22 protein-coding genes and 1 tRNA gene are annotated in these 25,649 nt (G+C 70.6%); 14 read left to right on the top strand and 9 right to left on the bottom strand.

The genetic code is table 11. The features are described from left to right. The first annotated feature begins 204 nt into the window (after positions 1-204). The 6 genes from J8M51_RS36045 (at position 205) to J8M51_RS36020 (ending at position 8,072) form a co-directional block, all read left to right on the top strand. A complete protein-coding gene (locus J8M51_RS36045; RefSeq protein ID WP_086752052.1) occupies positions 205-2,607 on the top strand; it encodes a SulP family inorganic anion transporter in 2,403 nt (800 codons plus the stop codon). 170 nt (positions 2,608-2,777) lie between these two features. Further along, positions 2,778-4,736, top strand: coding sequence for an acetate--CoA ligase (acs, locus tag J8M51_RS36040; RefSeq protein WP_086752051.1), 1,959 nt, complete (start codon positions 2,778-2,780; stop codon positions 4,734-4,736). Positions 4,737-4,870: 134 nt separating this feature from the next. Beyond that, positions 4,871-6,274, top strand: a complete 1,404-nt coding sequence (gene nhaA, locus J8M51_RS36035) for a Na+/H+ antiporter NhaA (RefSeq protein ID WP_086752049.1) — start codon at positions 4,871-4,873, stop codon at positions 6,272-6,274. A 51-nt stretch (positions 6,275-6,325) separates the two neighbouring features. Continuing rightward, positions 6,326-6,805 (top strand): phage holin family protein, encoded by a 480-nt coding sequence (locus J8M51_RS36030; protein ID WP_086752047.1) that lies wholly within the window; start codon positions 6,326-6,328, stop codon positions 6,803-6,805. After that, positions 6,802-7,764: an alpha/beta fold hydrolase gene (locus tag J8M51_RS36025; protein WP_086752045.1), complete on the top strand. Its 963-nt coding sequence runs from the start codon at positions 6,802-6,804 to the stop codon at positions 7,762-7,764. The genes J8M51_RS36030 and J8M51_RS36025 overlap by 4 nt, the downstream gene beginning before the upstream one ends. Before the next feature lie 128 nt (positions 7,765-7,892). Then, positions 7,893-8,072 (top strand): hypothetical protein, encoded by a 180-nt coding sequence (locus J8M51_RS36020; RefSeq protein ID WP_236067498.1) that lies wholly within the window; start codon positions 7,893-7,895, stop codon positions 8,070-8,072. Between the two features lie 51 nt (positions 8,073-8,123). On the opposite strand, the gene J8M51_RS36015 is transcribed toward J8M51_RS36020, so the two are convergent. The 3 genes from J8M51_RS36015 to nth all read right to left on the bottom strand — a co-directional run bounded on the left by J8M51_RS36015 (position 8,124) and on the right by nth (position 11,423). Beyond that, positions 8,124-9,323, bottom strand: a complete 1,200-nt coding sequence (locus tag J8M51_RS36015) for a MarP family serine protease (RefSeq protein ID WP_267299777.1) — start codon at positions 9,321-9,323, stop codon at positions 8,124-8,126. A gap of 119 nt (positions 9,324-9,442) precedes the next feature. Then, entirely contained in the window at positions 9,443-10,204 is a 762-nt protein-coding gene (locus J8M51_RS36010; RefSeq protein ID WP_216869066.1) for an NUDIX hydrolase, read from the bottom strand. Positions 10,205-10,367: 163 nt separating this feature from the next. Further along, positions 10,368-11,423 carry an endonuclease III gene (gene nth, locus J8M51_RS36005; protein WP_107473773.1) on the bottom strand — a complete coding sequence of 352 codons (1,056 nt, stop codon included), beginning with the start codon at positions 11,421-11,423 and terminating at the stop codon, positions 10,368-10,370. Positions 11,424-11,674: 251 nt separating this feature from the next. Between nth and J8M51_RS36000 the strand changes: the two genes are divergently transcribed. Together J8M51_RS36000 and J8M51_RS35995 are read left to right on the top strand one after the other, a co-directional pair. After that, positions 11,675-12,349, top strand: a complete 675-nt coding sequence (locus tag J8M51_RS36000) for a Crp/Fnr family transcriptional regulator (protein WP_005476003.1) — start codon at positions 11,675-11,677, stop codon at positions 12,347-12,349. Between the two features lie 183 nt (positions 12,350-12,532). After that, a complete protein-coding gene (locus J8M51_RS35995) occupies positions 12,533-13,357 on the top strand; it encodes a nucleotidyltransferase domain-containing protein (RefSeq protein ID WP_179203240.1) in 825 nt (274 codons plus the stop codon). 182 nt (positions 13,358-13,539) lie between these two features. Here the strand turns inward: J8M51_RS35995 and J8M51_RS35990 are convergent, their stop codons facing one another. The 4 genes from J8M51_RS35990 to J8M51_RS35975 form a co-directional block, all read right to left on the bottom strand. Next, positions 13,540-14,370, bottom strand: coding sequence for an MBL fold metallo-hydrolase (locus tag J8M51_RS35990; RefSeq protein ID WP_086758733.1), 831 nt, complete (start codon positions 14,368-14,370; stop codon positions 13,540-13,542). A gap of 175 nt (positions 14,371-14,545) precedes the next feature. Next, positions 14,546-15,415, bottom strand: a complete 870-nt coding sequence (locus tag J8M51_RS35985; protein ID WP_086758735.1) for an NUDIX hydrolase — start codon at positions 15,413-15,415, stop codon at positions 14,546-14,548. A gap of 60 nt (positions 15,416-15,475) precedes the next feature. After that, positions 15,476-15,943, bottom strand: a complete 468-nt coding sequence (locus tag J8M51_RS35980; RefSeq protein ID WP_086758737.1) for a RidA family protein — start codon at positions 15,941-15,943, stop codon at positions 15,476-15,478. Beyond that, positions 15,940-16,098, bottom strand: coding sequence for a DUF4177 domain-containing protein (locus J8M51_RS35975; protein WP_005476015.1), 159 nt, complete (start codon positions 16,096-16,098; stop codon positions 15,940-15,942). Before J8M51_RS35975 ends, J8M51_RS35980 begins: the two co-directional genes overlap by 4 nt. A 255-nt stretch (positions 16,099-16,353) precedes the next feature. Here J8M51_RS35975 and J8M51_RS35970 point away from each other — a divergent pair, with 255 nt between their 5' ends. Both J8M51_RS35970 and J8M51_RS35965 read left to right on the top strand, forming a co-directional pair. After that, entirely contained in the window at positions 16,354-17,331 is a 978-nt protein-coding gene (locus J8M51_RS35970) for an ArsA family ATPase (RefSeq protein WP_086758739.1), read from the top strand. Further along, positions 17,328-18,689 (top strand): ArsA family ATPase, encoded by a 1,362-nt coding sequence (locus J8M51_RS35965; protein WP_086758741.1) that lies wholly within the window; start codon positions 17,328-17,330, stop codon positions 18,687-18,689. Before J8M51_RS35970 ends, J8M51_RS35965 begins: the two co-directional genes overlap by 4 nt. A 202-nt stretch (positions 18,690-18,891) precedes the next feature. Here the strand turns inward: J8M51_RS35965 and wblA are convergent, their stop codons facing one another. Further along, positions 18,892-19,230: a transcriptional regulator WblA gene (gene wblA, locus J8M51_RS35960; RefSeq protein ID WP_033524587.1), complete on the bottom strand. Its 339-nt coding sequence runs from the start codon at positions 19,228-19,230 to the stop codon at positions 18,892-18,894. A gap of 519 nt (positions 19,231-19,749) precedes the next feature. Here wblA and J8M51_RS35955 point away from each other — a divergent pair. Then, on the top strand, positions 19,750-22,065 hold the full coding sequence (locus tag J8M51_RS35955) for a transglycosylase domain-containing protein (RefSeq protein ID WP_179203241.1): 2,316 nt from the start codon (positions 19,750-19,752) through the stop codon (positions 22,063-22,065). Positions 22,066-22,313: 248 nt separating this feature from the next. Here the strand turns inward: J8M51_RS35955 and J8M51_RS35950 are convergent, their stop codons facing one another. Beyond that, entirely contained in the window at positions 22,314-22,781 is a 468-nt protein-coding gene (locus tag J8M51_RS35950; RefSeq protein WP_086757963.1) for a GatB/YqeY domain-containing protein, read from the bottom strand. Between the two features lie 189 nt (positions 22,782-22,970). On the opposite strand from J8M51_RS35950, the gene J8M51_RS35945 reads away from it, so the two are divergent. The 3 genes from J8M51_RS35945 to J8M51_RS35935 all read left to right on the top strand — a co-directional run bounded on the left by J8M51_RS35945 (position 22,971) and on the right by J8M51_RS35935 (position 24,957). Further along, positions 22,971-23,909: a metallophosphoesterase gene (locus J8M51_RS35945; protein WP_086757965.1), complete on the top strand. Its 939-nt coding sequence runs from the start codon at positions 22,971-22,973 to the stop codon at positions 23,907-23,909. A 111-nt stretch (positions 23,910-24,020) separates the two neighbouring features. Then, positions 24,021-24,854 carry a Pr6Pr family membrane protein gene (locus J8M51_RS35940; RefSeq protein ID WP_107473763.1) on the top strand — a complete coding sequence of 278 codons (834 nt, stop codon included), beginning with the start codon at positions 24,021-24,023 and terminating at the stop codon, positions 24,852-24,854. Between the two features lie 29 nt (positions 24,855-24,883). Then, positions 24,884-24,957 (top strand) — tRNA-Pro (locus J8M51_RS35935). Positions 24,958-25,649 lie beyond the last annotated feature (692 nt).

Genomic DNA, 25,649 nt, shown 5'->3' with positions numbered 1-25,649 from the left:
TCCTTCGCTCGGAGGCAGAGCCGCCAAGGTCACACAGAGTTCCGATCATGATTAATACGACAAGCCGATGAAATGCTTCATTCACTCCCACGAGTGATCTAATGACCTATTTGCGGCTTATGTTCTTGCGCAGCCTTTACTCTGCATTACGATTCGTTTACTGAGTGTTGAGAAAATCCCGCCGCTGAACGGAGACGGGAGAACATGTCCGCCTGTGTCCCCACCCACGCCACCGACCCGGACCCGACGAACCGGACGGAGCGTGATCACCGACCGCACAGCCCCCCGGAGGGGCCGCGTCGCCGGTTCCGTATTTCGGCCGCCGACCTGTCCGCCTCCGTCGCGGTCTTCCTGATCGCCCTTCCCCTGTCCCTGGGCATCGCCCTCGCCACCGACGCCCCGCTCCAGGCCGGCCTCGTCGCCGCCGCCGTCGGCGGTCTCGTCGCCGGCCGCCTGGGCGGCTCCCCCCTCCAGGTCAGTGGTCCGGCGGCCGGTCTCACCGTCGTCACCGCCGACCTCATCCACCAGTACGGCTGGCGCACCACCTGCGCCATCACCGTCTTCGCCGGCCTGTCCCAACTGGGCCTGGCCCACCTGCGCGTGGCCCGCTCGGCACTGGCCGTCAGCCCCGCGATCGTGCACGGCATGCTCGCCGGCATCGGCGTCACCATCGCCGTCGCCCAGCTCCACATCGTGCTCGGCGGCACCCCGCAGAGTTCGGTCGCCGCCAACATCGGGGCCCTGCCCGCCCAGTTGGCACATCTGCATCCCGCCGCGGTCTCCGTGAGCGCCCTCACCCTCGTCCTGCTGCTCGCCTGGCCCCGGCTCCCCGGCCGCCTCGGCCGGCAGCTGCGCACGATCCCGGCAGCCCTGGTCGCCGTCGCAGGCGCCACGGCGACCGCCTCGCTCGCGGCGCTGAGCCTGCCCAAGGTCGACCTGCCGTCCTGGCGGAGCCACGCCCTGGCGGGAGTGCCCGACGGACCGGTGCTCGGCCTGGCCGCCGCCGTCCTCACCACCACCCTGGTCTGCAGCGTGCAGTCGCTCCTGGGCGCCGTCGCCATGGACAAGCTGGCGGCGGGCCGGACCGACGTACGGCGCTCGGACCTCGACCGCGAGCTGCGCGGCCAGGGCGCTGCCAACGTCGTCTCCGGCATCCTCGGCGGCCTGCCCATCGCCGGCGTCGCCGTCCGCAGCACGGCCAACGTCCGCGCGGGCGCCATCAGCCGCAACTCCACGATGCTGCACGGCGTCTGGGTGGTGGCGGCCGCACTGCTCCTGGTCCCCTGCCTGGAGCTGATCCCCCTCGCCTCACTCGCCGCCCTGGTGATGGCCGTCGGGGTCCAGATGGTCTCCCTGCACCACATCCGCACGGTCACCCGCCACCGCGAAGTGCTGGTCTACGCGGTCACCACCCTCGGCGTCGTCGCCCTGGGCGTCCTGGAAGGCGTCGCGCTCGGCATCGCCGTGGCCGTCGGTGTCGCCCTGCACCGGCTCACCCGCACCCGGATCACCCATGAGGAGAGGGAGGGCGTCCATCACGTCCATGTACGAGGGCAGTTGACGTTCCTGGCCGTGCCCCGCCTCAGCCGCGCCCTGCACCAGGTCCCCCAGGGGGCCACCGTCGTCGTGGAGCTGGACGGGTCGTTCATGGACCACGCGGCGTACGAGTCGCTGCAGGACTGGCAGCACGCGCACCACGCGCACGGCGGCTCGGTGGAGATCACCGGCCGCGCGGGCACCCGTATCTCCGAACCCGCCGGTGCCTCGGCGGCCAATTGCCGCTGCCGCCCCTGGACGCCCTGGCGGAACCACCAGTGCGAGGCCCCGGCCACCCCGACCGCGGGCACACCCGAGGAGGAAGCCGCCGAGGGCCCGAACAGCCATCAGCTGGCGCGCGGCATCAGCGCCTTCCAGCGGAACACCGCCCCGCTGGTGCGCGGGGAGCTGGCCCGCCTCGCGCGCGAGGGACAGCAGCCCTCCCAGCTCTTCCTGACCTGCGCCGACTCCCGGCTGGTCACATCGATGATCACCTCCAGCGGCCCCGGCGACCTCTTCGTCGTCCGCAATGTCGGCAACCTCGTGCCGCTGCCCGGTGAGGAGAGCGGCGACGACTCGGTGGCGGCGGCGATCGAGTACGCGGTGGAGGTGCTGAACGTCCGGTCCATCACGGTCTGCGGGCACTCCGGCTGCGGTGCGATGCAGGCCCTGCTCAAGGCCGATCCGCACGGCGCCCAGACCCCGCTCAAGCGCTGGCTGCGGCACGGCCGGCCCAGCCTGGACCGGGCGACCGACAAGAACCGCCCCTGGGCCCGCCTCGCCGGACGCGAGCCGGCCGACGCCATCGAACAGCTCTGCCTGACCAACGTCATCCAGCAGCTGGAGCATCTGAGAGCCCACGAGTCCGTCGCCCGAGCCCTGCGCGCGGGCGCGCTCGAACTGCACGGGATGTACTTCCACGTGGGCGAGGCCCAGGCGTATCTGCTCACGGAGGCAGCACCCGAGAGCGGAGTCTTCGACCAGGTCGCCGGAACGACCGGCACGACCGGCACGAGCGGCAAGCCCGACCCCGACCCGACCGGGACGGTCCTGCACGACACGCGCGCGTGAACCGATTTCCGTTCCGGTCCGTGGGAACGGGTGGCGTCGCGGCCGCACGGCCACCCGCCCACAGGTCTAAACCAATCAGAGGAAGGCCCTTGTCATCGGGGGTCCGGGTCTGATGAGCTGTGGGCTGGGACACAACGGTCGCCCCGGCAAAGCACCGCGAGGGAGATGTCGTGAGCAACGAAAGCCTGGCCAACCTCTTGAAGGAGGAGCGTCGCTTCGCGCCGCCCGCTGACCTGGCCGAGAACGCCAACGTCACGGCCGAGGCGTACGAACGGGCCAGGGCGGACAGGCTCGGCTTCTGGGCGGCTCAGGCCCGGCGGCTGACCTGGGCCAAGAAGCCTACCGAGACGCTGGACTGGTCGAACCCGCCGTTCGCCAAGTGGTTCGCGGACGGCGAGTTGAACGTCGCGTACAACTGCGTGGACCGGCATGTCGAGGCCGGGAACGGCGACCGGGTCGCCATCCACTTCGAGGGCGAGCCCGGGGACAGCCGCTCCCTCACCTACGCCCAGCTGAAGGACGAGGTGAGCAGGGCGGCGAACGCCCTGCTGGAGCTGGGCGTCCAGGCGGGCGACCGGGTCGCGGTGTACATGCCGATGATCCCGGAGACGGCCGTGGCGATGCTCGCCTGCGCCCGGATCGGCGCCGCGCACTCCGTCGTGTTCGGCGGTTTCTCCGCCGACGCGCTCGCGACCCGGATCCAGGACGCGGACGCGAAGGTGGTCATCACCTCCGACGGCGGCTACCGCCGCGGCAAGCCCTCCGCGCTGAAGCCGGCCGTGGACGAGGCGGTCGCCAAGGCGGGCAACGTCGAGCATGTCCTCGTCGTCCGCCGCACCGGCCAGGACGTCGCGTGGGACGACTCACGCGACGTGTGGTGGCACGAGATCGTGGACCGGCAGAGCAGCGCGCACACCGCGCAGCCCTTCGGGGCCGAGCACCCGCTGTTCATCCTGTACACGTCCGGCACCACGGGGAAGCCCAAGGGCATCCTGCACACCTCCGGCGGCTACCTGACGCAGACCTCGTACACCCACCACTCCGTCTTCGACCTCAAGCCGGAGACGGACGTCTACTGGTGCACGGCCGACGTCGGCTGGGTCACCGGCCACTCGTACATCGTGTACGGGCCGCTGGCCAACGGCGCGACGCAGGTGATGTACGAGGGCACCCCGGACACCCCGCACCAGGGGCGGTTCTGGGAGATCGTGCAGAAGTACGGGGTGACGATCCTCTACACGGCGCCCACGGCCATCCGTACGTTCATGAAGTGGGGCGACGACATCCCCGCGAAGTTCGACCTGTCCTCCCTGCGCGTCCTCGGTTCCGTCGGTGAGCCGATCAACCCCGAGGCGTGGATCTGGTACCGCAAGCACATCGGGGGCGACGCGACGCCGATCGTGGACACCTGGTGGCAGACCGAGACCGGCGCGATGATGATCTCGCCGCTGCCCGGTGTGACGTCCACCAAGCCGGGCTCCGCGCAGACACCGCTGCCGGGCATCTCCGCGACCGTCGTCGACGACGAGGCGAACGAGGTACCGAACGGCGGCGGTGGCTATCTCGTCCTCACCGAGCCGTGGCCGTCGATGCTGCGCACCATCTGGGGCGACGACCAGCGGTTCCTCGACACCTACTGGTCCCGGTTCGAGGGCAAGTACTTCGCCGGTGACGGGGCGAAGAAGGACGACGACGGGGACATCTGGCTCCTCGGACGCGTCGACGACGTGATGCTCGTGTCCGGCCACAACATCTCGACGACCGAGGTGGAGTCGGCGCTCGTCTCGCACCCGTCCGTCGCCGAGGCGGCCGTGGTCGGCGCGGCCGACGAGACCACCGGTCAGGCGATCGTGGCGTTCGTGATCCTGCGCGGCACGGCGAACGCCGAGGACGAGAACCTCGTCGCCGACCTCCGCAACCACGTCGGCGCCACCCTCGGCCCGATCGCCAAGCCGAAGCGGGTCCTGCCGGTGCAGGAGCTGCCGAAGACCCGTTCCGGGAAGATCATGCGGCGGCTGCTGCGGGACGTCGCGGAGAACCGGCAGCTCGGTGACGTCACGACGCTCACCGACTCCACGGTGATGGACCTGATCCAGGCCAAGCTGCCGGCGGCGCCCAGCGAGGACTGACGCGCCGCGTACGACCACGAGGGGCACCCTGCGACAAGCGCGCCGGGTGCCCTTTCACTAAGCTGAAGAACAGGTGTGCCGGGAAGTCTGGTCGGCGAGCGATCCGTGCTGCCCACCGACCGGAGGTCCCCACCGTGGCCGCGTCCCGCACCACCCCCACCCGCAAGGTCCTCGGCCGGCTCTCACTGCCCGAGCGGACCTTCGTGGCGGACGCGCTGCGCACGGAGACCGTCGGCGGCTGTCTGCTGCTCCTGGCCGCCGTCACCGCGCTGGTCTGGGTCAACGTCCCCGCGCTGCACGACAGCTACGAGAGCGTCAGCGACTTCCACTTCGGCCCCGAGGCGCTGGGGCTGAACCTGTCCGTGGCGCACTGGGCGGCCGACGGACTGCTCGCGGTCTTCTTCTTCGTCGCCGGAATCGAGCTCAAACGCGAACTGGTCGCCGGTGATCTGAAGGACCCCAGGACGGCCGCGCTGCCCGTGGTCGCGGCCCTGTGCGGCATGGCCGTACCGGCGCTCGTGTACACGCTCACCAACCTCACCGGCGGCGGCTCCCTGGCCGGCTGGGCGGTGCCCACGGCGACCGACATCGCCTTCGCGCTGGCCGTGCTCGCCGTCATCGGCACCTCCCTGCCGAACGCGCTGCGGGCCTTTCTGCTCACCCTCGCCGTCGTCGACGACCTGTGCGCGATCCTGATCATCGCGGTGTTCTTCACCGACGATCTGAACTTCGCCGCGCTCGGCGGCGCGTTCGCCGGTCTCGCCGTCTTCTGGCTGCTGCTGAGGAAGGGCGTGCGCGGGTGGTTCGTGTACGTTCCGCTCGCGCTCGTCGTGTGGGCGCTGATGTACAACAGCGGCGTGCACGCCACCATCGCGGGTGTCGCGATGGGGCTCATGCTGCGCTGCACCCGGCGCGAAGGCGAGGAGCGCTCTCCCGGCGAGCACATCGAGCACCTTGTGCGCCCCCTGTCGGCCGGTCTCGCCGTGCCGTTGTTCGCCCTGTTCAGCGCGGGCGTCGCGGTGTCGGGCGGTGCGCTGGAGAAAGTGTTCACCCAGCCCGAGACGCTCGGGGTGGTGCTCGGGCTGGTCGTCGGCAAGGCGGTCGGCATCTTCGGCGGGACCTGGCTGACCGCCCGTTTCACCCGGGCCACGCTCTCCGAGGAACTGGCCTGGCCGGACGTCTTCGCGGTCGCCTCGCTGGCCGGCATCGGCTTCACCGTGTCGCTGCTCATCGGCGAACTCGCCTTCGAGGACGACCCGGTGCTCACCGACGGCGTCAAGGCGGCCGTCCTCACCGGGTCGCTCGTCGCGGCGGTCCTGGCGACCGTCCTGTTGAAGCTGCGGAACGCCAAGTACCAGGCGCTGTGGGCCGCCGAGGAGCGCGACGACGACCTCGACGGCGTCCCCGACGTCTACGAACAGGACGACCCGGCGTACCACCTGCGCATGGCCGCGATCCATGAACGTAAGGCCGCCGAGCATCGCAGGCTTGCCGAAGTGGCGGGCGGGGCAGGCGACGGCGACGACGGTCCGGCATGATCTGACAGGACCGCAGACAGGACCGTACAAACGCATATGAGGGAGACCCCGATGAGCGCACCCGACGGCAGCCCGGTCGGAGCCGAACGCAGCGTCGGCCAGTTGTTCGCCTCGGCGACGGCCGAGATGTCCGCGCTGGTGCACGACGAGATCGCGCTGGCCAAGGCCCAGCTGAGGCAGGACGTCAAGCGAGGCGTGATCGGCGGCGGGGCGTTCACCGCGGCCGGCGCGGTGCTGATCTTCTCCCTGCCCATGCTGAGCTTCGCCCTGGCGTACGGCATCCGCACCTGGAGCGAGTGGAACCTGGCGATCTGCTTCCTGCTGTCGTTCGCGGCGAACGTGGTGGTCGCCCTCGTGCTGACCCTCATCGGCGTGGTCTTCTCCAAGAAGGCCAAGAAGGGGCAGGGTCCGCAGAAGGTCGCCGCGTCGATGAAGGAGACGGCGGGCGTGCTGCAGAACGCCAAGCCGCACCCCCGTCGGCCCGCCCCGGCCGACGACGCCGTCGAGGCTGTGGCACGCTCGACGTCATGACCGACCCCGCGACCACCCCGGCCGCCCCCTCGAATCAGCCCGCGTCTCCCGTACGGCTCGACGTGCCCGGCGCCAAGGAGCTGATCCACCGGGACGTGGCCGCCAACGGCGCGCGCTTCCACATCGCCGAGGCGGGCGACGGGCCGCTGGTGCTGCTGCTGCACGGCTTCCCGCAGTTCTGGTGGACCTGGCGGCACCAACTGGTCGCCCTCGCCGACGCGGGGTTCCGGGCCGTGGCGATGGACCTGCGCGGGGTGGGCGGCAGCGACCGCACGCCCCGGGGGTACGACCCCGCGAACCTCGCCCTCGACATCACCGGGGTCGTACGGTCCCTCGGCGAGCCCGATGCCGCGCTGGTCGGCCACGACCTGGGCGGCTATCTGGCGTGGACGGCGGCCGTGATGCGCCCGAAGCTCGTACGGCGGCTCGCGGTCTCCTCGATGCCGCACCCGCGGCGCTGGCGCTCGGCGATGCTCTCCGACGTCAAGCAGACCTCGGCGGGCTCCTACATCTGGGGGTTCCAGCGGCCCTGGATCCCCGAGCGGCAGCTCACCGCCGACGACGGCGCCCTCGTCGGGCGGCTCCTGCGGGACTGGTCGGGGCCGCGGCTGCCCGACGACGAGGCCGTGGAGGCCTACCGGCGGGCCATGTGCATCCCGTCGACGGCCCACTGCTCGATCGAGCCGTACCGGTGGATGGTGCGGTCGATGGCCCGCCCGGACGGCATCCAGTTCAACCGCCGGATGAAGCGGCCGGTCCGGGTGCCCACCCTCCACCTGCACGGTTCGCTCGACCCGGTGATGCGCACCCGCAGCGCGGCGGGGTCCGGGGAGTACGTCGAAGCGCCGTACCGTTGGCGGCTGTTCGACGGTCTGGGACACTTCCCGCACGAGGAGGACCCGGTGGCGTTCTCCGCCGAACTCATCAACTGGCTGAAGGACCCCGAGCCCGACCGGTGAGTCCGGCCGGGCCGCCCGCTATCCGGACGTGAACACCTGTTCCCCGAACAGCCACTTGCCCGGCGCATAGGCCAATTGGGGGGCGTGGGGGCGGTTATCGACCTTGGGGCGGGGGCACACGTCGGGGTATGGGCTGGACGCACGACTACAGTGACGCAGCACGCAACCGCCGCTCGGCCGCGGGCCTGAGCTCCCACCAGAGGGGCGCCCCGCAGCTGCAGGGGACGGATCCCCGGCTGGGCATTCCGCGCATCCTGCGCCGCCGTGCCCGCTGGGTCTCGGCCCGGCTGCGCCATCCTCGCCCCTGACCCGTACGGGGCGACGCGCACGGGATCTCCACCGCACCGGCCCGCCCGGCCTCAGAGGGCGCAGCTGTCGCTGTCCACCTGCTGGTTGGCCGTACGGCCCTTGGCGATGTCCTCCTCGACCTCGTCCGCGGTGAGGGCGTACCCCGTGTCCGGGTCGTCGAGGGACTTGGCGAAGACCACGCCGTAGACCTTGCCCTCGGGTGTGAGCAGCGGGCCGCCGGAGTTGCCCTGGCGGACGGTCGCGTAGAGCGAGTAGACGTCGCGGTGGACGGTGCCGCGCTTGTAGATGTCGGCGCCGTTGGCCGTGATGCGACCACGCACGCGCGCGGGGCGGATGTCGTACGCGCCGTTCTCCGGGAAGCCGGCGACGATGGCGTCGTCGCTGCTGGCCGCATCCTCGGTGGTGAACTTCAGCACGGGTGCCTTCAGGCCCGGTACGTCCAGGACGGCGATGTCGCGCTCCCAGTCGTAGAGGACGACCTTGGCGTCGTACTTGCGGCCCTCGCCGCCGATCTGGACGGTGGGCTCGTCGACGCCGCCGACCACGTGGGCGTTGGTCATGACCCGGCGCTCGCCGAAGACGAAGCCGGTGCCTTCGAGGACCTTGCCGCAACTCTGGGCGGTGCCCATGACCTTGACGATGGAACGCTTGGCGCGCTGGGCCACCGGGCTGCTCGCGAGCGCCGGGTCGGGGGGCTGGACCTCGGTGATCGGCTCGTTGGAGAACGGGCTGAAGACCTGTGGGAAGCCGTTCTGTGTGAGGACCGAGGAGAAGTCCGCGAACCAGGTGTCGGCCTGGGTGGGCAGGGCTCCCGCCACGCCCTGCAGCACCTTGGAGTTGCGGACCTCCTTGCCGAGCGTCGGCAGGGTCGTCCCGGCGAGTGCGGAACCGATCAGCCAGGCGACCAGGAGCATGGCGACGACGTTGACGAGGGCGCCGCCGGTGGCGTCCAGGGCGCGGGCCGGGGACCAGGTGATGTACCGGCGCAGTTTGTTGCCGAGGTGGGTGGTCAGGGCCTGGCCGATCGAGGCGCAGACGATCACGATGACCACCGCGACGACCGCGGCGGCCGTGCTGACCTCGGAGTTGTCGGTCATCCAGTCCCAGATGACGGGCAGGGCGTAGACCGCGACGAGACCGCCGCCGAGGAAGCCGATCACCGAGAGGATGCCGACGACGAAGCCCTGTCGGTAGCCCACGATCGCGAACCAGACGGCGGCTACCAGCAACAGGATGTCCAGCACGTTCACCGCTTCAAGCCTCGCCTCGTCACTTCGCGATCACTACAGGCCGGCCGGGGGTCCGGTCCGCCGCGCGGCGACGGGAGGACACGACAAGCCCCAAAAGACGCAGCACGGCAGACACCCTGTCATGAGCGCCAGTCGAGCGGGACCTGCTTCTCCCGGTCCCAGGGGCGCTCCCAGCCCGCGTAGTGCAGCAGACGGTCGATCACTCCGGCCGTGAAGCCCCACACAAGGGCTGATTCGACCAGAAATGCCGGGCCTGCGTAGCCGCGGGGGTGAATGGCGGTGGCTCTGTTGGCCGGATCCGTGAGATCCGCCACGGGGACGGTGAAGACGCGGGCGGTCTCGTTCGGATCGACGACCCGGACCGGTGTCGGGCGGTGCCACCAGCCCAGGACGGGGGTGACGACGAAGCCGCTGACCGGGATGTACAGCTTGGGCAGCACGCCGAAGAGCTGGACTCCGGCGGGGTCGAGGCCGGTCTCCTCCTCGGCCTCGCGCAGGGCGGCGCGCAGCGGGCCGTCGGCGCCCGGGTCGCCGTCCTCCGGGTCGAGGGCGCCGCCGGGGAACGACGGCTGGCCCGCGTGCGACCGGAGCGAGCCGGCGCGCTCCATGAGCAGCAGCTCGGGCCCGTCCGTGCCGTCGCCGAAGAGGATCAGGACCGCCGACTGCCGTCCCGAGCCGTTCTCCGGCGGCAGGAAGCGGCTCAGCTGCAGCGGCTCGACCGTCTCGGCGGCGTGCACCACCGGGTCCAGCCAGCCCGGCAGGCCCGACTTGTCCAGACCGACCCGTCCGTCCCAGGCGTGCCGCCGCACCTCGTGGTGCCGCCCCCCGTGGTGCCCGTGCCCGGTGTCCGGGCCGCCGTCCGTCCGGCTCGCGCGTGTCATAGCCACCCCCGTCGTTCTTCCGGTCCCAACGCCCGAGGGACCGCTGATCGTTCCGCCCGGGCCCCGCGTCCCTCGTGTGGGTGGCGGCGGCCGGAGTGGGGCGGGTGCGCGCGGGAGTGGGCGCGCGCGGTGGCGTACGTGCCGGGTCGCTCCGGGCGGGCCGTCATCCGGCGGCTCCCAGGGGCGGGGCCGGGATGCCGCCCGCGTCCAGGTAGGACTGCGGCGGCTTGAGGCGCTGGCCGGGGAAGCCGCCCTTCTCGTACTTCAGCAGCTTCCGGGCCTTCTCCGGGTCGGTCTCGCCCTCGCCGAACGCCGGGCAGAGCGGGGCGATGGGGCAGGCGCCGCAGGCCGGTTTCCTGGCGTGGCAGATACGGCGGCCGTGGAAGATCACATGGTGCGACAGCATCGTCCACTCGCTCTTCGGGAAGAGCGCGCCGATGGCGGCCTCGATCTTGTCCGGGTCGGTCGCCTCGGTCCACTTCCAGCGTCGTACGAGCCGCTGGAAGTGGGTGTCCACGGTGATTCCGGGGCGGCCGAAGGCGTTGCCCAGCACGACGAAGGCGGTCTTGCGGCCGACTCCGGGCAGCTTGACGAGGTCTTCCAGACGGCCGGGGACCTCGCCGCCGTGGTTCTCCACCAGGGCCTTCGACAGCCCTATCACCGACTTCGTCTTGGCCCGGAAGAACCCGCAGGGCCGCAGGATCTCCTCGACCACCTCGGGTTCGGCCGCGGCCAGGTCCTCGGGGGTCGGGTACTTCGCGAAGAGCGCCGGTGTCGTCTGGTTGACCCTCAGGTCGGTCGTCTGCGCGGACAGGACGGTCGCGACGATCAGCTGGAACGAGTTCTCGAAGTCCAGCTCCGGGTGGGCGTACGGGTACACCTCGGCGAGTTCGCGGTTGATACGGCGGGCCCGGCGGACCAGGGCGGTGTGGGACTCGGGCTTGGCGGATCCTGCGGACTTGGCGGACCGATTCGCGGTCGCGGGAGCGGCGGGGGTCGCGTCCGCCGCGGGCGCCTTTCGCGCGGAGGCCGGCTTCTTCGCCGCCGCCTTCCGGGGGACGGCAGCCCTTCTCGCCGACGCGGCCTTCTTCGCCGGGGCCGTGGTCTTCTGGGCGGGGTTCTCCGCCGCTGATGGATCGGACACCTTCGTCGCCTTTGCCGTTTTGTTCGCTCCCGTGAGGCGCTGTTCGCCCACAGCGGAATCACGCCGTACCACCACGTGCCCAGCCCCCTCGGCCTGTGCTCTCACCGGCGATTTGGACACCCGGCCAGCCTAGAGCCCGGCACTGACATCCGCCCCGGGCCCTGAAGATCGGCCCCCAATTGGACCCCTGACGCTTACCCCGGGACATGTGTGCGGCATCCTTGTGACAGATCACACTGTTTGGACCGTCCGGCAAGATGGGGAACACGGTCCCCTGGTAGTACGGGGAGCAAGATCCCCTGAGCAGGTCGACAAGGAGAGAACTCGTGGACGACGTTCTGCGGCGCGCCCCGCTCTTCGCGGCGCTCGATGACGAGCAGGCCGCGGAGCTCCGCGCCTCCATGAGTGAGGTGACCCTCGCGCGCGGTGACGCTCTCTTCCACGAGGGCGACCCCGGTGACCGCCTCTATGTGGTCACCGAGGGCAAGGTCAAGCTGCACCGCGCGTCGCCCGACGGCCGCGAGAACATGCTGGCCGTGCTCGGCCCCGGCGAGCTGATCGGCGAGCTGTCGCTCTTCGACCCGGGCCCGCGGACGGCGACCGCCACCGCACTGACCGAGGTCAAGCTGCTCGGCCTCGGCCACGGCGACCTCCAGCCGTGGCTGAACGCACGGCCCGAGGTGGCGGCGGCGCTGCTGCGCGCCGTCGCACGGCGGCTGCGCAAGACCAACGACCAGATGTCCGACCTCGTCTTCTCGGACGTGCCCGGACGGGTCGCCCGCGCGCTGCTGGACCTCTCGCGGCGGTTCGGTGTGCAGTCGGAGGAGGGCATCCATGTGGTGCACGACCTCACGCAGGAAGAGCTGGCCCAGTTGGTGGGTGCGTCACGGGAGACCGTGAACAAGGCGCTGGCGGACTTCGCGCAGCGGGGGTGGCTGCGCCTGGAGGCCCGCGCGGTGATCCTGCTGGACGTGGAGCGGCTGGCGAAGCGGTCGCGCTGACGCGGGTGGTTCGTAGGCACGCGCAGACGCACGCAGTCGTCCGTACGTAGGACGTAGGCGTCCATGCGCAGTCGTACGTCGATGGGGTTCGTCTCGGTCCGGGGCGGGCCCCATCGGTGTCCCCCCTCCGCCCTCGGCCGTTCCCGTCCTCATGCATGGGGCCCCTCCCGGCACACTGACCGCATGGCGGGAACGGGGAGTTCGCGAGGGCTGGACGGGCAGGGGTTCATCGAGCGGGAGGGGGCTGTCGGGCGGGTCGGTGACGACTTCCGGCCGGTGGTCGCGGCGGCCCGGGACCGGGTTCTGAACGTGTTCGGGGATCGGCTGCACAGTGCGTACCTGTACGGGTCGATCCCCCGGGGTACGGCCCGTCCGGGGCGGAGCGACCTCGATCTGCTGGTGGTGTTGCGGGAGGAGCCCACGGGGACGGACCGGGCCGGGGCGCGGGCGCTGGACGAGACCCTGGACCGGGAGTTCCCGCAGATCGACGGGGGCGGGACGCTGCTGGCCGGCCGGGATCAGGTGCTCAGCGACCTGGAACGGTACGACCTGGGCTGGTTCGTGGCCTGTCTGTGCACTCCCCTGCTGGGCGAGGACCTGGCGGCGGACCTGCCCCGCTATCGGCCGACCTCCCTCCTCGCCCGCGAGACCAACGGCGACCTCGGGCTGCTCCTGCCGCGCTGGCGCGAGCGGGTCGCGGAGGCCTCCGGTGACGACGCCGTACGGGCGCTTGTGCGCGGCTGTTCCCGACGTCTCGTCCGCACCGGGTTCACCCTGGTCATGCCCCGCTGGAACGGCTGGACCAGCGATCTGCACGAGATGGCGGCGGCGTTCGGCGAGTACTACCCCGAGCGTGCCGCCCAGATGCGCGCCGCCGCGGTGGCCGGGTACGAGCCGGGCGCTCGCGTCGACGTTCTGCGTTCCTACCTCGACGACCTGGCCCCCTGGCTGGCCGAGGAGTACGCGCGCGTGCACGGCGCCAAGGCGCCCCGTCCTGGGGATCGGTGACGGGAGCACAGGAGGCGGGAGCGCCTGCGGATGCCTGCCGGATGCATCTGGATGCCTCTGGGCGCCTCTGGAGGGGGCTGCTGGGGTTCGGGGGCCCTTGTGGGGGCCCGTGAGCCCTCTGCGGTGCCGTGGCCCCGGAGAGGGCCCTCAGAGGGCCTCGGCCGGGCGCGTGGCGCGGGTCGTCAGATCAGGCCGTGTTCGGTGAGGTACTCCAGCTGTGCCCGTACCGAGAGTTCCGCGGCGGGCCACAGGGAGCGGTCGACGTCCGCGTAGACATGGGCGACGACCTGGTCGGGGGTGCGGTAGCCGTTCTCGACGGCCGTCTCGACCTGGGCGAGCCGGTGGGCCCGGTGGGCGAGGTAGAACTCGACGACTCCCTGGGCGTCGTCGAGGACGGGGCCGTGACCGGGCAGGACGGTGTGCACCCCGTCGTCGACCGTGAGGGACCTGAGGCGGCGGAGGGAGTCGAGGTAGTCGCCGAGGCGCCCGTCGGGGTGGGCCACGACCGTCGTACCGCGCCCCAGGACGGTGTCGCCCGTCAGGACGGCGCGGTCGGCCGGGAGATGGAAGCACAGCGAGTCGGCGGTGTGGCCGGGGGTGGGGACGACCCTGAGTTCCAGGCCGCCGACCGTGACGACGTCGCCCGCGCCGAGCCCTTCGTCGCCCAGCCGCAGCGCCGGGTCGAGGGCCCGTACGTTCGTCCCGGTCAGCTCGGCGAAGCGGGCGGCGCCCTCCGCGTGGTCCGGGTGCCCGTGGGTGAGCAGGGTCAGCGCGACCCGCTTGCCGGCCTCCTCCGCCGTGGCGACGACGTTGCGCAGGTGGACGTCGTCCAGGGGGCCCGGGTCGATCACCACCGCGAGGTCGGAGCCGGGCTCGGACACGATCCAGGTGTTGGTCCCGTCCAGCGTCATCATCGACGCGTTCGGCGCGAGCACGTTGACCGCGCGCGCGGTGGCGGGCCCCGACAGGACGCCGCCCCTGGGCTGGCCGGGGAGGGCTGCTGCGTCGGTCATGCGGGGGTGCCTTCCAGCGGGACGGGCGGAGTGTCGTGATGCGGGGCGCGGGAGCACGGGGTGGTGCGAGGAGCGCGCGACGGAGTGCAGCGCGGGGCGCCCGGCGCGTGAGGGAGCGTGGTCTCGCCGCTCCGTCGGCCCGCGAAGGTTCCGCCCCGCCACCCGGCGACGGCCGTCACGGGGTGCCCCCGCCGGCCGATATGCGCTTGGTGAACTCCTCGTGGCCGGGCCAGGAGAGGACCACGTCGTCGTTCTCCAGGCGGGCCCTGGCGAGGACGGGGGTCAGGTCGCGGGCCGGGGCCGCGGCGAGCGCGGCGGCGGCCGTGTCGTACTCCGCGAGCCGGCGCAGGGTCGCGATGGTGGGCGGCATCATCAGCAGTTCGCCCTTGTCGTAGCCGTCCGCGGCGTCCCCGGGGCGGATCCACACCGTACGGTCGGCCTCCGTGGAGGCGTTGCGGGTGCGCTGGCCCTGCGGGAGGGCGGCCACGAAGAACCAGGTGTCGTAGCGGCGGGACTCGAACTCAGGGGTGATCCAGCGGGCCCAGGCGCCCAGCAGGTCGGACCGCAGGACCAGCTGTCTGCGCTCCAGGAACTCCGCGAAGGACAGCTCCCGGGCGGCCACCGCCGCGCGGTCAGCCTCCCAGTCGTCGCCCGTCGTGTCGCCGATCACGGTGTCGGGGCTCGGCCCGGCGAGCAGGACGCCCGCCTCCTCGTACGTCTCCCGTACGGCCGCGCAGACGATCGCCTGGGCGTCGTCCTCGTCGACACCGAGCCGGGACGCCCACCACGCGCGCGTGGGGCCCGCCCAGCGGATGTGCCGGTCGTCGTCGCGCGGGTCGACGCCGCCGCCCGGATACGCGTACGCGCCCCCGGCGAAGGCCATGGAGGCGCGTCTGCGCAGCATGTGCACGACCGGGGTGTCGGCCGTGTCCTTGAGCAGCATGACGGTGGCGGCCCGCCTGGGGGTCACCGGTGTCAGCGTGCCGGCCGCGAGTGCGCGGATGCGGTCCGGCCACTCGGCTGGGTACCACTGCCCGTTTGCCATGGGCGGAGGCTAACTCGTCACGGGCGGATGTTCGAGTGAGCCTCCGCGATCTCGGCGGGCCTACGCGGTGGTCAGCTCCACCTGGATCTCCACCTCGACCGGAGCGTCCAGCGGCAGGACCGCCACACCGACCGCGCTGCGCGCGTGGACACCCTTGTCGCCGAGGACGGCACCCAGGAGCTCGCTCGCGCCGTTCAGCACGGCGGGCTGGCCCGTGAAGTCGGAGGCCGAGGCGACGAAGCCGACGACCTTCACCACGCGCGCGACGCGGTCCAGGTCGCCCGCCACGGACTTGACGGCCGCGAGGGCGTTCAGCGCGCAGGTGCGGGCCAGCTCCTTGGCCTCCTCGGGGGTGACCTCGGCGCCGACCTTGCCGGTGACGGGCAGCTTGCCGTCCACCATGGGCAGCTGTCCGGAGGTGTACACGTACACGCCGGAGCGGACGGCCGGCTGGTACGCGGCGAGCGGCGGGACGACCTCGGGCAGCCTCAGCCCGAGCTCCGCGAGCCTGGCCTCGACGGCGCTCACGGCTTGGGCCGCTTCAGGTAGGCCACCAGCTGCTCGGGGTTGTTCGGCCCGGGCACGACCTGGACGAGCTCCCAGCCGTCCTCGCCCCAGGTGTCCAGAATCTGCTTCGTGGCGTGGACGAGCAGCGGCACGGTTGAGTATTCCCACTTGGTCATGTGGCCGACTTTATCCGCTGCCCGCCCGCCGCCGTCCCGCACGGGTTCCGTCTCGGTCCGCCGCGGGTTCCGCCGCGGTCCAGGGCTCGGTCCGGGGCCAGGTCCGGCTCGGGTTCCCCCTCGGTTGCGCGGGGGTTCCGGGGCCGTCCCGGCGGGCAGGACGACCTGGACAGGCGGGGGTCGACAGGCAGGGGAAACACAAGTTGTCCACAGCCTCCCGCGTATGCCGGGCGTCGACTGGTTAGGCTCGAATACGTGAGCAGGCTCCAGGTCGTCAGCGGCAAGGGCGGGACCGGAAAGACCACGGTCGCCGCCGCACTCGCGCTCGCCCTCGCGACCGAGGGGAAGCGCACCCTCCTGGTCGAGGTCGAGGGCAGACAGGGCATCGCACAGCTCTTCGAGGCGGAGGCACTGCCGTACGAGGAGCGGAAGATCGCGGTGGCTCCCGGGGGCGGGGAGGTGTACGCGCTGGCCATCGACCCCGAACTGGCCCTGTTGGACTACCTCCAGATGTTCTACAAGCTCGGCAGCGCGGGCCGGGCCCTGAAGAAGCTCGGCGCCATCGACTTCGCGACCACCATCGCGCCGGGGCTGCGGGACGTGCTGCTGACCGGCAAGGCCTGCGAGGCGGTGCGCCGCAAGGAGAAGAGCGGGCGGTTCGCGTACGACTACGTGGTGATGGACGCGCCGCCCACCGGACGCATCACCCGCTTCCTGAACGTGAACGACGAGGTGGCGGGGCTCGCGAAGATCGGTCCGATACACAATCAGGCGCAGGCGGTGATGCGGGTCCTGAAGTCGCCGGAGACGGCTGTGCATCTGGTGACGCTGCTGGAGGAGATGCCCGTCCAGGAGACGGCGGACGGCATCGCCGAGCTGCGGGCGGCGAAGCTGCCGGTGGGACGGATCATCGTCAACATGGTGCGGCCGGAGATCCTGGACGCCGACGAGCTGGAGTACGCGCGCGCGGTGCCGCGTACAGCGGTCGCCAAGTCCCTGTCCACGGCGGGTCTGGGCGGCGCGCGGCGCGGCGGCACCGCGGAGCGTCTGGTGGAGCCGCTGCTCGCGCAGGCCGAGGAGTACGCCGAGCGGTACACCCTGGAGCACGAACAGCGGGGCGTCCTGGGCGAGCTGGACCTGCCGTTGCACGAACTGCCGCTGCTCGCCGAGGGAATGGATCTGGCGGGCCTGTACGAACTGGCCAAGGAACTGCGTCAGCAAGGGATCTCATGACTCCGGACCCGGCCGCCACGCGTGATTCGGCCCCCTCCCACGACGGACACCGCGCGATCAGCGCACCCAGGCTCCTCGCGGTCGATCCGCTGCTCGACGACCCCGGCACCCGCATCGTGGTCTGCTGCGGCGCCGGCGGCGTGGGCAAGACGACCACGGCGGCGGCGCTCGGGGTGCGGGCCGCCGAGCGCGGCCGCAAGGTGGTCGTGCTCACCATCGACCCGGCCCGGCGGCTCGCCCAGTCCATGGGCATCGACTCGCTGGACAACACCCCGCGCCGGGTGAAGGGCATCGACGGCGACGGCGAACTGCACGCCATGATGCTCGACATGAAGCGCACGTTCGACGAGATCGTCGAGGCGCACGCGGACCCCGACCGGGCCTCCGCGATCCTCGGCAATCCCTTCTACCAGTCGCTCTCCGCGGGCTTCGCCGGCACCCAGGAGTACATGGCGATGGAGAAGCTGGGCCAGCTGAGGGCCCGGGACGAGTGGGATCTGATCGTCGTCGACACCCCGCCGTCCCGTTCGGCACTGGACTTCCTGGACGCCCCGAAGCGGCTCGGCTCGTTCCTCGACGGCAAGCTGATCCGGGTGCTGCTGGCTCCGGCGAAGGTCGGCGGGCGGGCCGGCATGAAGTTCCTGAACGTCGGCATGTCGATGATGACGGGCGCCCTGGGCAAGCTGCTAGGCGGTCAACTGCTCAAGGACGTCCAGACGTTCGTGGCCGCCATGGACTCCATGTTCGGCGGTTTCCGTACCCGCGCGGACGCCACGTACAAGCTGCTCCAGGCACCCGGCACGGCGTTCCTGGTGGTGGCCGCGCCGGAGCGGGACGCGCTGCGTGAGGCGGCGTACTTCGTGGAGCGGCTGGCGGCCGAGGACATGCCGCTGGCCGGGCTGGTGCTGAACCGCGTCCATGGCAGCGGCGCGGCCCAGCTGTCCGCCGAGCGCGCGCTCGCCGCCGCGGAAAATCTTGACGAGCCCCGCATTGTGGATCAGGTGGACGGGAAAGCAGTTCGTAACTCTCCCGACACGTACGGCAGTTCAGACAATCCAAGCAGTCCGGACAGTCCAGAACCATCCGCAACCACCGCCGGTACCCAGGACGGCTCCCCTGCCCCGGACCGGACGGTGGAACAGCTCACGGCAGGCCTGCTCAGGCTGCATGCCGAGCGGATGCGGCTGCTCTCCCGTGAGCAACGCACGCGTGACCGCTTCACCGCGCTGCATCCCGAGGTGGCCGTGGCCGAAGTGGCCGCGCTGCCCGGTGATGTCCATGACCTCTCAGGTCTGCGGGACATCGGGGACCGGCTCGCGGCCATAAGGCCGGAACTGCCCACCTCCGACGAGACCTGACGCTCCGACGACGCCTGATACCCGGACTGGCGTCCGATGCCTGATGCCCGGACTGACGTCCGGCCGGGCCCGTCCGTTCGACCGGCCCGCCGATCCACCCCACCGATCCACGCCTCGGGGCACCCGAGAGCCGGCACACCTGCCCGACGCGCCGACACCTCAAGGGCGCCCTCGACCGACGTGACCCGGAAGGGGTCTCGCCTCAGCTCACCGCCGCGTAGTTCTCGTACATCTCGTCATCGTCGAGCGGCAGAATGCCCGCGCCACGCTCGTACTCCGTGCGCGCGGTCTCCAGCAGCCTGCGCCACGACGTGACGGTCGGTCGCCTGCGCAGCAGTGCGCGGCGCTCTCGCTCCGTCATTCCTCCCCACACGCCGAACTCGACGCGGTTGTCCAACGCGTCCGCCAGGCACTCCGTGCGTACCGGGCATCCGGTGCACACCGCCTTGGCCCTGTTCTGCGCTGCTCCTTGAACGAACAGTTCATCCGGATCGGTAGTGCGGCAGGCAGCCTGCGCACTCCAGTCGGTTACCCAGCCCATACCGGCGCCGTCCTCTCCCGAATCGAGGCTCCCCCACGGCGGCAGCGGCATATTCACCGCCGCCAGTTGAGGACGTTACGGAAGGTGGGCACAGCGCAACACCCCCTTCGGGCCCAATCTTGAATGGCCCGAACGGACTATGCGTAAGCGGCAGATCACCCGCGGGAGTGACCTGAGGACATACGTGACTATCCCGTCAGAACGGGACAGTTGACATGCGTCACAACGGACACCGAATGACACACGAGGTGGATTCGGACACGGCACCGGAAAAAAATCGGAAGAACGTCAGAACGATTCGGGCTCGCCCGACGTACTTGATACAAGGGCCTACGGCTGTGACAGTTGAGAGCAGCTTAGGCCAACGCCTGCGCGCGTGTCCGGCGAATGAGAACGTAGACAACCGTTCATGTTCTTCGGGCTTTCCAGAGCGCCCCGGATGTCACGATCCGGCACCCGTACCCCTCTGGACCCACCTGCTCCTTCGGAACGATCAGAACTACGGATTAGGCTGCCCCCATGCCAAACAAGCGCTCGGGTGGTGGTCTGTCCCCCACACAGCAGGCCGCCAAGTTCCTAGGTGTCAGCGTCCTCGCCGGTGCCGTCATGGCGGGCATCGCGCTGCCCGCGGTCGGCGCCCTGGGGCTCGCGGCCAAGGGGTCGGTCGAGGGGTTCGACGAACTCCCCGCCAATCTCAAGCAGCCACCGCTGAGCCAGCGCACGACGATCCTGGACAGCAAGGGCGACTCGATCGCCACGGTGTACAGCCGCGACCGTACGGTGGTCGATCTCAAGGAGATCTCGCCGTACATGCAGCAGGCGATCATCGCCATCGAGGACGCCCGCTTCTACCAGCACGGCGCGATCGACCTCAAGGGCGTCCTGCGCGCGCTCAACCGCAACGCGCAGGAAGGCGGTGTCGCCCAGGGCGCGTCCACGCTGACGCAGCAGCTGGTGAAGAACGTCGCCGTGGAGGAGGCCGGGGACGACCCGACCAAGGTCCAGCAGGCCACCCAGCAGACCCTCGGCCGGAAGATCAACGAGCTGAAGAAGGCGATCCAGCTCGAAGAGGAGCTGGGCAAGAAGAAGATCCTCGAGAACTACCTGAACATCACGTTCTTCGGCCAGCAGGCCTACGGCGTCGAGGCCGCCTCCCATCGCTACTTCTCCAAGTCCGCCAAGGACCTGGACGTCGACGAGGCCGCCCTCCTCGCCGGCATCGTGCAGTCGCCCAGCCGGTACGACCCGGTGAACGACCCGCAGGAGGCCACCAAGCGGCGCAACATCGTGCTGCAGCGCATGGCCGAGGTCGGTGACATCTCGCAGACGGAGGCCGACAAGGCCAAGGACAAGCCGCTCGGCCTGGACATCAGCAAGCCGAAGAACGGCTGCATCACGGCCGTCAAGAACGCGGGCTTCTTCTGCGACTACGTCCGTGAGGTCTTCCTGAACGACCCGATCTTCGGGAAGAGCAAGGAGGCCCGGGCCAAGATCTGGAACCAGGGCGGTCTGACCATTCGGACGACGATGGACCCGAAGGCCCAGAAGTCGGTCCAGGCGTCCATCAAGTCCCATGTCAACCAGACGGACGAGGTCGCCACGGCCGCCACCATCGTGGAGCCCGGCACCGGCAAGATCCTCGCCATGGGCCAGTCGCGGCCCTACGGTCTCGACATAAAGAAGAACGAGACCACGATCAACCTGTCGGTCGACGAGTCCATGGGCGGCGGCGCGGGCTACCAGCCCGGTTCGACGTTCAAGCCGATCGTCGCCGCGGCCGCCCTCGAGGACGGCATGGCCCCGACGAAGTCGTACTCGGCGCCGTACAAGATGAACTACCCGAGCCCGATCTCCGCCTGTGACGGCGCCACCTGGCGCAACGGCACCGGCAGCGCCGCCGCGGATCTCACCAACGAGAACACGTCCGAGGTCGGTCCGTACTCGATGAAGAAGGCGACCGCGCTCTCGGTCAACACCTACTTCGTCCAGATGATCGCGGACATCGGCATCTGCCCGGTGACGAAGATGGCGAAGAAGATGGGCGTCGAGCGGGCCGACGGCCGCAAGATCGACCAGGCCCCGTCGATCGCGCTCGGCACCCAGGAGATGTCGCCGCTGACCATGGCGAACGCGTACGCCACCTTCGCCTCGCGCGGTATGTACTGCACGCCGGTCGCCATCGAGTCCATCACCCAGCGGGTCGGTGAGACGTCGAAGTCGCTGGACGTCCCGAAGTCGACCTGCTCGCGCGCCATGTCCGAGAACACCGCCGACACCATCAACGCCCTGCTCAGGGGCGTGGTCGAGGACGGTACGGGTACGGAGGCCGGCCTCGGCAGCGGCCGTCCCAGCGCCGGTAAGACCGGTACGACGGACTACCGCTACGCAGCCTGGTTCGTGGGCTACACCCCGAACATGGCCGGTGCCGTCTGGGTGGGCGACCCCGCGCACAAGCGCCAGATGGTCAACATCACCATCGGCGGAGTGAGGTACGGCAAGGTCTTCGGCGGCAAGGTTCCCGGCCCGATCTGGCGCGACATGATGTCCGGCGCGCTGGAGGGCAAGCCCAACCCCGACTTCAACCGCGTCTACATCCCCGACCCGCAGCCGGACCGCGACCGCGGGGACGACGACAACGGGAACGGCAACGGAGGCCGGGGCGGGAACGACGACGACAACGGCAACGGTGACGACGGCGACAACGACGGCTTCATCGGCGGCGCCGACGGCGGCACGAGGTTCCCGACGCCGGAGTTCAGCATCCCGGAGAACTTCATCCAGGGGCAGGGCAACGGCGGGAACAACGGGAACGGCAACGGGGGCGGGTTCGGGTGACGGCCGGCCCTGGTCGGGTGACGGTCGTCGCTGGTCGGGTGACGGCAGGACCTGAGAGGGCTGTCCGAGCCTGATCCGATGGGTCTTCGGCCGGCCCGTTCTCCGGCCGGTACGTTCTCCGATCGGCTGGCTCTCCGATCAGCTGCTACTCCGGCCGGTACGCATACGGCGGTGGGGGCGTCCCTTGTAAGGGACGCCCCCACCGCCGTTCCGCTGTGGCGCGAAGTCCGGTCGTGCGTGCGGCCGACTCAGCCGCCGGCGAGCTGCTGCTTCACGAGGGCGGCGACCCGGCCGCCCTCCGCGAGCCCGGCCACCTTCGGGTTGACGATCTTCATGACCTGGCCCATGGCGCGCGGGCCCTCGGCACCGGCGGCCCTGGCCTCCTCGACGGCCTGGACGACGATCTGCCGCAGCTCCTCGTCGGACAGCTGCTTGGGCAGGTACTCGGCGAGGAGCGCGCCCTCCGCCTTCTCCCGCTCGGCCGACTCGGTACGACCGCCCTGGGCGAACGCGTCCGCGGCCTCACGGCGCTTCTTCGCCTCCTTGGTGATCACCTGGAGCACCTCGTCGTCGGAGAGCTCGCGCTTCTCCTTGCCCGCGACCTCCTCCTTGGTGATCGCGGTGAGGGTCAGCCGGAGCGTCGAGGAGCGGAGCTCGTCGCGCTCCTTGATGGCGGCGTTGAGGTCTTCCTGCAGCTTCGACTTGAGCGTGGTCATGGGGTCGATTGTCGCAGGTGCGGTGCGAGGAGCGCGCGTTGATTTCGCTGGTGTGTGCGGGCGGGGTGAGAAACGCGGACCGGGAGACGGAGTCGGTTGTCCACAGGGGGAGTTGACGATCGGCGGCGCTGTTCCGGAGTTGTCCACAGGCGCGCACGCGGGCTCGGCGGGGTCTGACACGATGGACACATGCGAGCGCGATACGGAGTACCTCTGGGGATCGCGGCGGTCGGTGCCGCCGGTGTGGTGTATGCGGCGGGTTTCGAGGCCCGCTCCTTCCGGTTGCGGCGGGTGACGGTGCCGGTGCTGCCACCGGGCATGCGGCCGCTGCGGATACTCCAGGTCTCCGACATCCACATGGTGAGCGGGCAGCGCAAGAAGCAGCGCTGGCTGCGTTCCCTGGCCGGGCTGCGCCCCGACTTCGTGATCAACACCGGGGACAACCTCTCCGACCCCGAGGGTGTCCCCGAGGTGCTGGACGCGCTGGGCCCGCTGATGGAGTTCCCGGGCGCGTACGTCTTCGGCTCGAACGACTACTACGGCCCCAAGCTGCGCAACCCCGCCCGTTACCTGCTGGAGAAGGCCCAGGGCCGCCATGGGCTGAACGGCAACAAGCCGGTGGTCGGCGCCATCCACAACCCGTGGGAGGACCTGCGCGACGGGTTCGACGGGGCGGGCTGGCTCAACCTCACCAACACCCGCGGCACACTGAAGGTCGAGGGCATGTCGGTCGAGCTGACCGGCCTCGACGACCCGCACATCAAGCGGGACCGCTACGCCCGCGTGGCCGGCGGTCCGTCCGACTCCGCCGACCTCTCCCTGGGCGTCGTGCACGCCCCCTACCTCCGCACCCTCGACGCCTTCACCGCCGACGGCTACCCCCTGATCCTGGCCGGCCACACCCACGGCGGTCAGCTCTGCATCCCCTTCTACGGCGCCCTCGTCACCAACTGCGACCTCGACACGGAGCGCGTGAAGGGCCTCTCCACGCACACGGCCGACGGCCACACCGCGTACATGCACGTCTCGGCCGGCTGCGGCACCAACCGCTACACCCCGGTACGGTTCGCCTGCCCTCCGGAGGCCTCGTTGCTGACGTTGGTGGGGCGGGAGGATTCGGCTGGCTGAGGGGGCGATCGACGGACCGGGGAGGGGTGTGGAGTCCGGCTCGGCCGGAGCGTTGACCCGTACGGATCACCCCGAATAGCCCGTTTCGCCGGGTCGTCCTAGCGTGAGCGCATGACCTCACCGATACCCAGGGACATCCCCGACCTGCCCGCGATCTCGGGCATTCCGGCGCCGGTGACGTCCGTCGTGCCCGCGACGGCGGTGGTGGCACCGGCCCGACGCCCACTGGCGGCGGTGTGCCGCGCCCTGATCGCACTGGCGGCGGCAGCGGCCGTGGTGACCGAGATGGTGCTGGGCAGCCCACTGCGCGCGTTCAGCCATTTCTCGGTCCAGAGCACGGCCCTGGTGGCGGTGGTCTTCGCCGCCTCGGCCCGCCGCGCGTGGGTGGCCGGGCGGCCCCTGCCCTCCTGGATGACGGGCGGCACGGTTCTCTATGCCACGATCACGGCACTGGTGTACCACCTGATCCTGACGAGGGATCCGGCGACGTTCTCCATGACCATGACGCCGACAGGCGCCCCGGTCGACCCGACCGGCTGGCTCGCGGTGACGAACGCGGCCTTCCACACGGCGATCCCCCTCGCGGTGGTGGCGGACTGGCTGCTCCTGACCCGCCCGTCGCCGCCACGCCTGAGCCATGCGGCGGCCTGGCTGCTCTACCCGATGGCGTACCTGCTCCTCACACTCGGCCGGGCCGCACTGGTGACCCCCGACTGGCCGGCCCCGTACCTGTATCCGTTCCTGGATGTCGACCGGCACGGCTACAAGAGCGTCCTCGGCAACGCCCTCCTCCTGGGCCTCGCCTCCTACGCCCTGGCCCTCCTCCTCATCGTCATCGACCACCTCCGCCCCGACCTCGTACACCCCCGCCGCGGCCGCCCCAGCCGCCACGACCGCCGCCCCGAAAACCGGATTTCGTCTCCGGCCACCGGTGGGCTAAAGTAAACGACGTCGCCGCGACAAGCAGTGACAATCGGGGTGTAGCGCAGCTTGGCAGCGCGCTTCGTTCGGGACGAAGAGGTCGTGGGTTCAAATCCCGCCACCCCGACAGCCAAAACACCAGGTCAGGCCCGGTTCTGAGAGATCAGAACCGGGCCTGATTTGCTTTGCAACCCTGTTTTGGGAGCCATTTGGGAACCAACTGGGTGTGATCTTCGAGATCCGGCTCCCGGTGGTTCCCCGAGGAGCTGCCCGGCTTGTGCCGCGCAGACCTGAGACGGTACGACGATCGCCATGCACCCTTGGTCTCCGTTAAATGACCGGCAACTCGCACTCCTCACCCGTATCGGGGGCGGAACCGACCCCGTCACGTCGGACAGCCCCGAGCTCGCCGTCACGGCTCGCGCGCTCAGGGATCGGGGCTTGGTGACCATGCCCCGGAAGAAGGGGAGGTGGCAGGCCGAGATCACTGACGCGGGGCGCTTCTACCTGGAGCACGGGCACCATCCCGACCGTCCGGAGTTGGCTCCACGCAAGCCTCGCGCTGCGGCGTCTGAATCCGGGGCGCCGGTTGCCGCTGGTCCGTCGCAGGATGCCGATCTCCCGACCGAGCCAAAGCCCGCCCCGAAACGGGCTGTGAAACCTCCGCGCCCGTCGCCAGCAGCTATCGGGCCGGCGCTCATCGCGCAGGTGCAGGAGGCCGGACGATTCCTTCGGATCCCTGACCCCAGCGCAGAGGAACGGGCTCGGTATCGCAGAGCGTTCGACGCGGCACGGCAGTGCGCTCCGGATGGGTACCAC

The organism is Streptomyces griseiscabiei (assembly GCF_020010925.1).
GTDB classification, from domain to species: domain Bacteria; phylum Actinomycetota; class Actinomycetes; order Streptomycetales; family Streptomycetaceae; genus Streptomyces; species Streptomyces griseiscabiei.
Note: the sequence above shows the minus strand (reverse complement) of the source record. Positions and strands in the feature narration are given on the sequence as shown.